Origin of the sequence: Bartonella sp. AA2SXKL, from assembly GCF_042197205.1 — a bacterium.
In the GTDB taxonomy this organism is placed as follows: Bacteria; Pseudomonadota; Alphaproteobacteria; order Rhizobiales; family Rhizobiaceae; genus Bartonella.
Genome location: NZ_JBHIRN010000013.1, coordinates 24,885 through 37,186, shown reverse-complemented (window position 1 = coordinate 37,186; position 12,302 = coordinate 24,885). Strand labels below are relative to the sequence as shown.

Annotated in this window: 11 protein-coding genes; 5 read left to right on the top strand and 6 right to left on the bottom strand. The window is 37.6% G+C overall.

Translation table 11 applies throughout. The features are described from left to right. The 3 genes from ACFINS_RS08090 to ACFINS_RS08080 all read right to left on the bottom strand — a co-directional run. The coding region (locus ACFINS_RS08090; protein ID WP_375706071.1) for an ABC transporter substrate-binding protein at nucleotides 1-1,019 on the bottom strand (1,019 nt) is incomplete at its 3' end. A gap of 356 nt (nucleotides 1,020-1,375) precedes the next feature. Next, on the bottom strand, nucleotides 1,376-1,564 hold the full coding sequence (locus tag ACFINS_RS08085) for a hypothetical protein (protein ID WP_375613875.1): 189 nt from the start codon (nucleotides 1,562-1,564) through the stop codon (nucleotides 1,376-1,378). Nucleotides 1,565-1,936: 372 nt separating this feature from the next. After that, nucleotides 1,937-3,562: an ABC transporter substrate-binding protein gene (locus ACFINS_RS08080; RefSeq protein WP_375651310.1), complete on the bottom strand. Its 1,626-nt coding sequence runs from the start codon at nucleotides 3,560-3,562 to the stop codon at nucleotides 1,937-1,939. 147 nt (nucleotides 3,563-3,709) lie between these two features. Here ACFINS_RS08080 and ACFINS_RS08075 point away from each other — a divergent pair, with 147 nt between their 5' ends. Then, nucleotides 3,710-3,964 carry a hypothetical protein gene (locus tag ACFINS_RS08075; RefSeq protein ID WP_375613506.1) on the top strand — a complete coding sequence of 85 codons (255 nt, stop codon included), beginning with the start codon at nucleotides 3,710-3,712 and terminating at the stop codon, nucleotides 3,962-3,964. Nucleotides 3,965-4,653: 689 nt separating this feature from the next. After that, the gene (locus tag ACFINS_RS08070) at nucleotides 4,654-4,935 is read left to right on the top strand and encodes a DUF6460 domain-containing protein (protein ID WP_375621636.1); all 282 of its coding nucleotides are present in this window, start codon (nucleotides 4,654-4,656) and stop codon (nucleotides 4,933-4,935) included. 22 nt (nucleotides 4,936-4,957) lie between these two features. On the opposite strand, the gene ACFINS_RS08065 is transcribed toward ACFINS_RS08070, so the two are convergent. The 3 genes from ACFINS_RS08065 to ACFINS_RS08055 all read right to left on the bottom strand — a co-directional run bounded on the left by ACFINS_RS08065 (nucleotide 4,958) and on the right by ACFINS_RS08055 (nucleotide 7,688). Further along, nucleotides 4,958-5,767 carry a TIGR02186 family protein gene (locus ACFINS_RS08065; RefSeq protein ID WP_273790722.1) on the bottom strand — a complete coding sequence of 270 codons (810 nt, stop codon included), beginning with the start codon at nucleotides 5,765-5,767 and terminating at the stop codon, nucleotides 4,958-4,960. A 2-nt stretch (nucleotides 5,768-5,769) separates the two neighbouring features. Beyond that, entirely contained in the window at nucleotides 5,770-6,690 is a 921-nt protein-coding gene (locus ACFINS_RS08060) for a sulfite exporter TauE/SafE family protein (protein ID WP_375612267.1), read from the bottom strand. Between the two features lie 179 nt (nucleotides 6,691-6,869). After that, nucleotides 6,870-7,688 carry a hypothetical protein gene (locus ACFINS_RS08055; RefSeq protein WP_375612266.1) on the bottom strand — a complete coding sequence of 273 codons (819 nt, stop codon included), beginning with the start codon at nucleotides 7,686-7,688 and terminating at the stop codon, nucleotides 6,870-6,872. Between the two features lie 513 nt (nucleotides 7,689-8,201). Between ACFINS_RS08055 and ACFINS_RS08050 the strand changes: the two genes are divergently transcribed. From ACFINS_RS08050 to ACFINS_RS08040, 3 genes are read left to right on the top strand one after another with little or no spacing between them, the layout of a single operon-like run. After that, complete coding sequence (locus tag ACFINS_RS08050) at nucleotides 8,202-8,948, top strand: electron transfer flavoprotein subunit beta/FixA family protein (protein ID WP_375612265.1); 747 nt, start codon at nucleotides 8,202-8,204, stop codon at nucleotides 8,946-8,948. 51 nt (nucleotides 8,949-8,999) lie between these two features. Next, nucleotides 9,000-9,920: an electron transfer flavoprotein subunit alpha/FixB family protein gene (locus tag ACFINS_RS08045; protein WP_375612264.1), complete on the top strand. Its 921-nt coding sequence runs from the start codon at nucleotides 9,000-9,002 to the stop codon at nucleotides 9,918-9,920. A gap of 3 nt (nucleotides 9,921-9,923) precedes the next feature. After that, entirely contained in the window at nucleotides 9,924-11,588 is a 1,665-nt protein-coding gene (locus tag ACFINS_RS08040) for a 4Fe-4S dicluster domain-containing protein (RefSeq protein ID WP_375651306.1), read from the top strand. Nucleotides 11,589-12,302 lie beyond the last annotated feature (714 nt).

The window sequence follows — 12,302 nt, the reverse complement described above, 5'->3', positions numbered from 1 at the left end:
AAACTTGCACGTGGAATACCAACATCTTTGAGAAGAGTCTTACCGAGTCCTTCATAGTCAATAAGATAGCGCATCGCCAAACGCACTTTTTCATTGGCAAAAATAGGGTTTGTCGCATTAAATCCCCATATGATCATGGAGGGCGCCAACACTTTTTCAACTTTAATATCCGTTGTTGCTTGGAGATCTGCCAAATCTTCTGGCATCAGATTACGTGCAACATCGATATCATGTTTTTCCAATAATAAACGTTGCGTTCCAGGCTCCGCAACATGGCGAATTAAAATCTTCTTCAATTTAGGCTCCTCCCCCCAATAATTGGAGCTTGCACGCAACAAAATTCCTTCTCTAGGGCGCCAACTCTCTAGCTGATAAGGACCAACACAAGCAGAATGACTGGCCAAATACCGGTTTCCCATATCACCATCTTGTTCGTGTTTCATGAGTGTCTCACGATCCAGCAAGGCAGCAGTGCGATTAGTGGAAATATTGCTAAGAATGAGCTCTGCTGGATAAGGTTTATCAAATTTCATCACCACTGTTTTGTCGTCCGGTGCTTGAAAAGCCTCATCAACGTTTTGTTCTGTAATCCCATATTCATTAAATGTTGCCGCATTAGCCAATTTCAATTTGACAACCCGCTTCATACCCCAAACAAGATCATTGGCATTCGCAGGACGACCATCATAAAACTTTAAACCATCACGCAAGTGAAAAGTAATCACCGTACTCTGATCATCACTTGAAACATCCCAACTCTTCGCTAACGAGGGAACCATTTTAGCCGCATCATCTGTAGCAGAAACGACTAAATTATCACAAATATTGTTAACCACTTCAATTCCATAACGGTCATTGAGTTGTGCAGGGTCAAATGTATTTATTGGATCGAGATTCCAAGCCATCACAAGCGTATCGGCGGGTGTTTTTGCTGAAACTTGTTGCACAAACATCCCCATTGCAAGAACAGCAGAAACAAAAGAACTGCCCTTTTTCAATATTTTTCTTTTCACGTTCATAGAATTTTCCTTTTAACGTTTATTGTATAAATTCTCCATGCAGCAAAACGTGCTTAATTTAAGTTTAGACGAACGATAGGCTCCTAAAGACCAAACTTTAAAATCTTCAAGAACAAGCACCTCTTGCCAATGACTCCTCTTGTCTACACTTATAAGCCAAACTAAAACATACAAAGGAAAACACTCTGATATACAATGAACGCTCACCAACAACAGAGCTTAACCACGATACCATAACGCCTACTATTGAAGACTATAAAACCTGTATTTTTTCTATCTTGTTAAGCAAGCTTGTCTCGTATTTCTTCCGGCGTTTTCTATACCATCAAAGCACTACCCCTTTTAGCTCAAGTACCTTAATAACAACGAGCCTTCATAACAATTTGACGATTTGATAAAACAGAAAAATTCGTTAGTTTGCCAAATGCAACGACTTTTATTCCTTCTTCAAAAGAAAATTTAATTTTTTCATCACTCCCCGTAAAATAACACCCTCCAAATGACATCTCATCATCTTTCAAAGCAAAAGAAAATATAAACACCATAAAAAACTGATATCCCTTGTGTACCCCCATAACAAAACTTTCCTTCAACATCGCAAAACCTTTGCACCTTTAGCACCACTAAATTCCGCGATATTTGTTACACTTCGTTTCTTTATGTTATACTCAGTTTTTTAACAAATAAATTGACCACTTTCTAATTCAGAAAAATTGAAATATCGATCTTAACATCCACTTAAATACACCTCTAATGAGAATGAAAAATATCTTTAAACGAATGTCTTGAAAAGACATTCAACAATATATCACACATTACCTATGATCTTCGGCGCATTGCAAAGCTTAAAATTTATACAATACGCCGAATATATCATGACGATGCCCTTTATCTATTGAACAGCATTGAAGACACTCTTATTTTTCAATTTTACTATAAAAAATATGTGGCGCACTATTCCAAACCCACTTTTTGATATCAGGCGTCATCGCGATAACAGTATATTTCTGAAAGATAAACGCATAAGGTCCTTTTTGCATCAATTCACGTTGTAAATCAGCATAGAGTTGTGCCCGTTTTTGCGGATCTTTTTGAAACAATGCATCCTGAACCTTTTGATTCATCGTTTCATCCAAATACCCATATTGCCAACTAGGATAGGCGGTATTTTTTGCCTCAAGCCGATTATCTGGATTATAAACAAGACGTGAAGCCATAGTATGAGGATCCGCAGAATCATTATTCCATCCGACAAAAATCGTATCAAAAGCCCGTGCATAAAGTTTAGAAAACAACTGTGTACCGGCCATCCGTTCAATTTTAAGACGCACCCCCGCCTTTGCGGCACTATCTTGGAGTGACTGAGCAAGCAACACCCTATAAGGAGCATTTGATACGAGAAAATTTGCCTCAAATCCATTCGGATAACCAGCTTCTGCTAAAAGCTGCTTGGCTTTTGCAATATCAAGTTTAAAGGGTTGCCCTTCTTTTTCATCTAAAGCCCCAAAGTTGCCAAGAGGAATAAAACTGGCCCGTGGAACACCAACACCTTTGAGAAGCTTCTTGCCAAGACCTTCATAATCTATAAGATAACGCATCGCCAAACGCACTTTTTCCTTAGCAAAAATAGGATTTGTCATGTTAAATCCCCAGTACATCATAGATGGTTCTAACACTTCTTCGATTTTAACATCTGTTGTTTTTTGCAGATCTGCAAGATCTTCAGGGGTCAAATCACGAGCAACATCAATATCGTGCTTTTGCAACAACAAACGTTGTGTTCCGGGCTCTGCAACATGGCGAATTAAAATCTGCTTCAGTTTAGGCGCTTGTCCCCAATAGTGAGAGCTTGCACGCAACAAAAGAGCTTCTCCAGAGCGCCAACTTTTTAACTGATAAGGACCAACACAAGCAGCATGACTTTTCAAATACTGATTTCCAAAATCGCCATCTTTTTCATGCTTCATAATTGTCTGACGATCAAGCAAAGCTGTTGCCGGACTTGCAACAATATTATTAAGAATGAGCTCTGCTGGATAAGGCTTATCAAATTTCATCACCACTGTTTTCTTATCTGGGGCTTGCAAAGCATCATCAACATTTTGCTCTGCAATTCCATATTCATTAAAAATTGCCGCATTACCCATCTTCAATTTGACAATCCGCTTCATACTCCAAAGAAGATCATTGGCATTGGCTGATCGACCATCATTAAACTTCAAACCATCACGTAAATGAAAAGTAATCACTGTACTGTGATCATCACCTGAAACATCCCAATGTGTTGCTAAAGCGGGAACCATTTTAGCAGGATCATTTGTCGCAGTACTGACCAAATTATCACAAACATTGCGAACAATTTCACTTCCATAAACATCATTAAGTTGTGCGGGATCAAATGTACTAATTGCATCAAGATTCCAAGCCATCACAAGGGTATCAGCGGGTGTTTTTGCTGAAACTTGCTGTGCAACCATCGCCAAAGCTATAAAAGCAGAAACAAGAGAGCTGCTATTTTGTAATATTTTTTTCTTCAAGTTCATAGACTTTTCCTTTTAAAGTTTACTATATAAATTTCCCACACAACAAGCACATGCTTAATAATAAGGTTAGATGATCCATAAGCGCCTCAAACAAAGTATTATTAAAACCTTCAAACAACACCACTTACCAACCACGGACTTCTACCCATGGCTATAAGCCAAGACAAACCAAAACATGCAACAACAAACACTCTGACATACAATGAATGCTCCCCCATAACAGAGCCTATTCATGATGTCATAACGCCTACGATTGAAGACTATAAAACCACTATTTTCTCTCTTTTGTCGGGTAAGCTTGTCTCTTCTTTCCTCTCGCCTTTTTATGCCATCAAAAGACTCTTCTTTGTTAGCTTAAGCGCCTTAATAACAAAGAGCTCTACTAACAATTTGACATTTTAACAAAACAGGAAAATTCACCCATCAACCGACATGACCTCCTCCCCCTACAAGAGGAATTTTGAATTTTTCCATAATCCTCTGCCAAATAACAGCTTTTAAATTATATTTTATTTCTAAATAAAAGGAGCATAGGCTCCCCCTGATATTCCTTTACGCACCCACACATAACAAAACTTTTTTCCACATCGTATTTTTAATATCTTTGCTCCTTTAACAACACTCAATTCATTGCTTACATTTTTTCAGAAAAAAAGATCTTTTCAATGCACTAAGGTTGAAATATCTAAATATAATACCTATATAAGCATACCCTTATTAGAATAGATAGTCTTTTTTTAAGTAAACTGTCTTGAAATATTATTTCTATACACGACAATAATAAGTTCGTTACAAAATCTTCAATATACTAGAACTCTCACTCTGATAAGAAATGCTGAAACGTTATAAAATTTCTCTACAAATTCTCGAGACGAAAGGATATCCCTTCATTTAATAAAAGAAGCGCCATGAAAATATCGCAAAAAATGCAATAAAACATGTGTATATTTCAAAAACCAGCACCGTTAACCAGACTAAGGTGATAAACTCAAAAAGTAAGAAAAAATAAAAAAATGTTTTTCCTTTATGATAATAACATCGCTGTACCATGATAATACAATAAAAAACACGATCTTTGAAAGTATATTAAAATGAAGCGAAAAAAAAAATTATTAGATTCTTTTCATGCGTTTCTTGGAGGAAAATCACGCCGCGTTAGTCTAAAATTGCTTATTCTTTCATTCTTCATTGGCATCGTAATGAATTTTTTGGGATGGACACCTCGAAACCTCATACAAAAAATAGTCGATTTTTTTCAATCACTATGGGAAGCAGGATTTATAACGCTTACAAATTTCTTCCATATAACTATGACAGGAGCTATTGTTGTTGTGCCTATTTTTCTTATCTTACGAATTTTTCATAAAAAATAAAAGCCTTAACATTTTCCTTGCGTTAATCTTTTCGAAAAATCAAACGACATAAAAATCCTGTAGTAATAGCAATAATCACTGCAACAATACCGTATAAAAAACGATACTTGTGCGCTGCATAAAAAATTGTATAGGTGATATGTGCTTTAACAATTTCAAGAGTCGTTGTTGCACTATCAATAAACTGTCCATCACGAAAAAGATAAGCACGAACTTTATAATGTCCAACTGGGATATTTGCTGGCAAACGAAAATGCGCTGTGAAAAGTGTGTCAGAACCAAAACGAACCCCACCCACTTCCTCATAATAAAGGCTTTTAGCTTTTTGCAATTTTATAAGTTCATCGCGAAAGATTTGTATTTTTTTCTGATCTTGTTCATCCGTCTGCAATGGCAAATAGAGTAATCCTAACCCTAAGCGTTTATAATCTTCAATGCTCGTAATATCGTCAATTTCACGTGTTGTGACCATAGAGTAAAAAAGAGGAACCTTTTTAAAAATAAGAGAATCTGTATTGACCCATACACCGGCATTGCGTTTTTTTTCTCGCATCACCATTGTCCGATCTTGTCCCTCCAAGCTTACAACAATATCATAACGGTTCTGTCGAGAATATAAAGGATCAATATTTTCTAAAACACCAGCAATATAAAGATCACGACCAGCAAAATTTGCATCCACAGTAATCGTATTCGTTGTTACAATAATTTGGACAGTTTCGTGGTCAACTTGATCAATGAATGTAGCTGGCGTCCCAACATGTGACCATGTAGAAAAAGAAATAAAACAAAAGCAACCTGTAATGATGTATAAAGAAAATAATCTACCCATTTTTATCTCATAAGAATATCCAGAGAGAAAAGATTATCAGGGCGTATAAATAATTGAAAAGCAAGACGCATACACACAATCAACACTAAAAATGCAAGTGCCATACGCAATTGTTCAGCCTTTAACTTCCGTCCAACCCGTGTTCCATATTGCGCACCAATACTTCCTCCAAGCATTAACAAAAAAGCCAAGACAATATCAACGGACTGATTAGTCATACTTTGCAAAACTGTCGTGAAAGAAGACACAAATGTAATCTGAAAAAGTGAAGTCCCAATCACCACACTGGTTGGAACACGCAGAAGATAAATCAATGCTGGTATCATAAAGAACCCCCCACCAATTCCCATAATAGAAGACAACAACCCCACAATGAGACCAATCCCTAAAACTGGAATAATGCTAACATATATCATAGATGTCCGAAAACGCATTTTTAAGGGTAAGCGATGAATCCAATTATGTCGACCAGCAAGACGAATATTGGCTTTTCCTTCCTTACGCTTGCGCATCATATCATACCAACTTTCAACGATCATCAAGCTTCCTACACTTCCAAGAAGAATCACATAAAGAAGCGAAATCATTAAGTCTAATTGACCTAACTTTTTCAAAACAGAGAAAACCTGAATCCCGATTAAAGAACCAATCCCTCCTCCAATCGCCAAAAGAATACCAAGTTTAATATCGAGCGTACGTCTTCTAAAATGTGTAATTGCTCCTGTTACAGATGAAGCAATCATCTGGTTAGCACCTGTTCCAACAGCAATAGCAGGAGGAATATTATAAAAAATCAATAACGGCGTGATGAGAAACCCACCACCGATTCCAAAAAGTCCTGAAAAAAAACCAGCAACGACTCCCATACCAATCAAGATCAGCATATTGAGTGACATTTCAGCAATTGGTAAATAAATACTCACTTACAGAACCTTCAAGATAATTTGAGTTTTTTTTTACAATTAGAGAATCCTTCTCCAATTATCCTCTTTTCCAATAATCTCTGTTGCGTGTTTAAAAAGATAATTTTAGTTGCTATAGCTTCCGCACAAACATGAATGCGCAATACATTTCACATCTATTAACATCAACATCATAAAAATTAAAAAAAACGAGCTCCTTTTAAAAAGCTATAAAAACATAACGTTATCGCTACCACAAATGCAACGGTTAAAAAACAAAGAACACCTTTTTTTACCAAATAAGATAAAAACGAGACATGTTCCCGAGACTGCGTCCTTAAAGAAGAAAAATCATTCTCAATACAATGATTAGATGCCTGAGCACCCATCATACCTTTTTCTTCTATCACAGCATGCTTCACTACTCCCTCAACCTTTTTAAAAGAAGATTTCAGAGCATCATTGGGCAAAGGGCTTCTATTTTCTTGCTGCAACGTATTTTCAACATTTGTTTGGAGTGAAATTATGCTGTTTTCTTTCGAAAAATTTCGCACCTTTTGAAGTAATAAGCGTTCTTGATTTCCCTCACATTCCATGTGAGCAAGTTTTTGTACAACAGAATCAGGTGATTTTGAACGAGACACCTGTCGTGTTACCGCTGCTTCTTCTAAGCTTTTTTTTTCACTCTGCAAACTTTGAACAATTGTTTTAATCTGCTCTAAAGACTGGAAAAGCTTTTTTTCTCTTTGACGACGTATATAATGTTCAGCCAAAATGGCCCGACTAATATCATCTAAGTAAGATTTAAAATGCTCTTCTACAGAACTCTGCTGCATTAAAGAACGAGGCGAATGCTTCATTTGCATTTGCGCATAAACGGTGCGTAATTTTTGAGCAATATCCGACATCGTTACTTCTACAGAAGTATCCCTTCTGTCTTTCTGTTCAACAAAAGAAAAGACTTTATCGTTCCTAACCTGTTTGGTCGCTTGGTCGATCGTATGACCCTTCGTATTCACAAACGCCTACCCCTCATTAACCTTTTTGAAAAGAATCGCAACAAATGATGAGAAAGTGTGCTCTATTTTAGTAAATAGAGCTTTAAGAACTCCCAAAAACTTTTTTGTTAGAAATATTTTCCCCAATCTTTATCTAAAATATTTGAAAGAAAGATCTTTAATTTTTCTGTCTTCAAGATTTGAAGAGCAAAATCATTCCCCCATTTTTATCTTTTTCACTTAATTTTTCATTGCATAAAGGACCTATTGCACCATCATAAACAAAGCATAAGAAACTAAAAAAGAATATTCTCACAAGACAGATTGATTTTTTTACTTTTTATTCAAGCAAATAAGGCAATTATGGCAATGCAAAAATATGAAGATTGAAAATGACGACGAGAAAGTACAAGTAAACATAAAAAAGCTTATACGAAAGAGAACACAAGTTATAAATTGAGACTTCATTCTAAACAATTTGGTTTCTTATGAGTATTGCTATAAACTTGTAACATACAAACAAAGAGGATCATTATGAAGATAATTGTCGCTGTCAAACGTGTTGTTGATTATAACATCAAGATACGCGTCAAACCGGATAGTACAGGCGTTGATCTGTCTCACGTAAAAATGTCTATGAATCCTTTTGATGAGATAGCCGTGGAGGAGGCCATTCGCCAAAAAGAATCCGGTAAAATTTCAGAAGTTCTTCTTGTTTCAATTGGCCCAGAAGCAGCTCAAGAAACTCTACGAACAGGACTTGCAATGGGAGCTGATCGCGCACTTCTTGTCACAACGGATCAAACACTTGAACCTTTAGCAATTGCTAAGATTCTCAAAACCATTGTTGATGAAGAAAAACCCGACATGGTCTTTTTAGGAAAACAAGCAATTGATGACGATAGCAACCAAACAGGACAAATGCTCGCTGCTCTTCTTGGGTGGGGACAAGCAACTTTTGCCTCACATCTTAACATAGAAAATGGGCATGCTACAGTTACTCGTGAAGTTGATAATGGAACACAAACCCTTTGTCTTCCCCTTCCCATGGTTATGACCGCCGATCTACGGCTCAATGAACCGCGTTACACCTCTCTCCCCAATATCATGAAAGCAAAAAAGAAAATCATTGAACAAAAATCTCTTACTGATCTTGGCGTCGATACGAAAGCACGCTTAACAATTTTAAGCGTTGAAGAGCCAAAAACCCGTCAATCCGGTATAAAAGTGGCAAATGTAGTAGAACTTGTCAGAGCCTTAAAACAGAAGAACTGCATTTAATATTCTCACCACTAGAGTAAAAGCAACACTCACATAAAAGGGCAAAAACTTATGGCAATTCTTTTATTGGCCGATCATAATACAGAAGAAACAGCAAAAGTACTCACCGCTGCACGCGTACTCAGTAACGATATCGATATTCTGGTTTGCGGAGAAAAAGTTCAAACGATAGCGGAAAATAGTGCTAAACTTAATGGTGTGCGGCAAGTTCTTATTGCAAAAGCAGACTATTTAGCCCATCAACTTGCCGAGCCTATGGCAGATACAATTCTCACGTTAGCAAATGATTATAATGTGATCATGGCAGCATCCAGCAGTACTGGGAAAAATGTGATGCCGCGCGTAGCAGCTCTTCTTGATCTTATGCAAATTTCAGATATTACCGCCATTCTTTCACCCAATACCTTCAAACGACCAATTTATGCAGGTAATGCATTTGAAACTGTACGCACCAATGATTATAAAAAGATTATAACAGTTCGCACCGCTTCTTTCACCCCAACGCCTTCCCAAAATAATTCTGCTCCCATTAAAACAATAACACCAGCTCCCAATCCAAATCTTTCTTCTTTCGTAAAAGCAGAGACAAACAAAAGTGATCGTCCTGAGCTCACCTCAGCACGTGTTATTATATCAGGCGGGCGTGGTCTTGGTTCTCAAGAGAAATTTATGGCCCTGCTTCTTCCTCTTGCAAACAAATTAAATGCTGCTTTAGGTGCCAGCCGCGCAGCAGTGGATGCAGGCTATGCTCCCAATGATTGGCAAATTGGACAAACAGGAAAAGTCGTTGCCCCTGAACTCTATATCGCCGTTGGCATTTCCGGTGCAATCCAGCATGTAGCCGGTATAATGGATGCACAAATTATTGTTGCCATTAATAAAGATGAAGAAGCTCCCATCATGCAAATTGCCGATTACACCCTTGTAGGTGATCTCCACCAAATTATTCCAGAATTGGAGAAAGCTTTATAAGCCATGAAAGCACCTCTGCATGACCAACGTGAAAGTATGGAGTTTGACATAGTCATTGTCGGAGCAGGACCTGCAGGGCTTTCTGCCGCAATTCGTTTTAAACAAATTAATCCTGAGCTTTCTGTCACAATTGTTGAAAAAGGAACCGAAGTTGGTGCACATATTCTCTCTGGCGCAGTTGTTGACCCCATTGGTATCGACACACTCTTACCAGAATGGCGAAATGATAACGACCATCCCTTCACAACCCCTGTTACACAAGACCAATTTTTTTTTCTAAAGCCTCAAAAGTCCACAGTATTTCCCAATATTTTGCACCCTAAAATCTTATCAAATAACGGATGTTATATCGTTTCGCTTGGGAGCGTCTGCCGCTGGCTAAGCAAAAAAGCTGAAGCGTTGGGTGTTGAAATCTATCCTGGTTTTTCAGCAACAGAACCCATCATCCAAAAAGATAACGGAGCTATCATTGGTGTTCTCACCGGTGATATGGGGCTTAACAAAGATGGAACCCCTGGAAAAAATTATATGCCTGGGATGGCTTTATTGGCAAAATATACTCTGATTGCGGAAGGAGCACGCGGCTCAATTGCAAAACAACTGATACAACATTTTAATCTTAGCAAAAATCGAGAACCACAAAAATTTGGTCTTGGTCTCAAGGAGCTCTGGGAAATTGCCCCCAACAAACACCAACGCGGTTTAGTACAACATTTCACTGGTTGGCCCTTAGACAATAATACCGGTGGCGGTGGCTTTATTTATCACCAAGAAAACAATATCATTTCTGTCGGTTTTGTTGTGCACTTAGATTACAAAAATCCTTATCTTTCTCCCTTTGAAGAATTTCAACGTTTTAAAACACATCCAAAACTCTATAAAATCTTTAAAGGCGCAAAACGTCTTTCCTATGGTGCACGTGTTATCAGCGAAGGAGGTTGGCAATCTGTACCAAAACTCACCTTTCCTGGTGGAGCGCTTATTGGCTGCTCTGCTGGATTTGTCAATGTTCCTCGTATCAAAGGATCACACAATGCCATCTTATCTGGCATATTAGCTGCCGATAAAATTGCTACCGCTCTTGCACAAGGGCGTGCCCATGATGAGGTTAAAGAAATCGAAGAACAATGGCGAAAAGGGCTCATTGGCAAAGATCTTTATAAAGTGCGAAATGCCAAACCGCTCTGGGCAAAATATGGGACAAAATATGGAATTAAACTTGCTGGTTTTGATATGTGGTGGCAACAATTGTTCGGATTTTCCTTATTTAAAACACTCTCCCATGGAAAGGAAGATTATGCATGCCTTGAACCAGCAGAAAAATTTCAACCCATTGCTTACCCAAAACCAGATGGCGTTATAACCTTTGATCGCCTTTCAAGTGTTGCCCTTTCCAATACGCACCATGAAGAAAATCAACCTTGCCATTTAAAAATCGCCTCATTAAAAAAACAAAAAGACTCTGAGTATGCAATCTATGGAGGACCCTCTACACGCTATTGTCCCGCCGCTGTCTACGAGTGGCTAGAAGATAATGGTCATCTGGCTTATATGATCAACGCTTCAAATTGTATACATTGTAAAACGTGTGACATCAAAGACCCAAACCAAAATATCACTTGGATCTGTCCGCAAGGCAATGAGGGCCCCTTCTATCCCAATATGTAATTTCCCAATATATAATCATTGTTCATTCTCCTAAAATTGAAATATACAAAACGCAATGGATAAAAATATTTCCCTCAGATCAGAAATCCATCAATCACCTTCCTGCATACGTTCTTTCACAATGTAAAAAGAACTCTATTCTCATATAAAATACTCTCCCTACCGCATGACTTTTTTCAATAAAAAAACATAACATATTTTTATCAAAAATTTTTTATCTAAATGACAAAACAATAATGAATATATTCTTGACAATTCTGCGATAAAGAAACAGCCGCGGTTCTCGAAAATCTGAAGGAAAATAAGCCCGTTCTACTTTACCCCCTCTCCCATATGATCCAAAATGCTTTTAGCCCTCTCATAAGAAACATCTATCGTTTTAACTAGCCAAGAGCCCCCCTGAAGATGCGCTTCACATTTATTTTTTCTCCTACACTTTGCCAAGTAATGCTCACTCAAGAAAACCACGAATGAATGTAGAAAAAACATCGTGAGATAAAGAGATAAAGAGCATGCTCGTTCAAGCCCTTTATAATGTTTCTACTGATAATGACACGAAAAAATCTTTAATCTCACATTAACCTTTTATTTTTGCATCAAGGATAATCGCCTTGCATCTAACCTTACCAATATACTGCAATGAATGTGTACAAATACCGTAAAAATAAGCAGATGCCAAGCCATGGAGACTATCGCTATTAGCAAAACACCTGA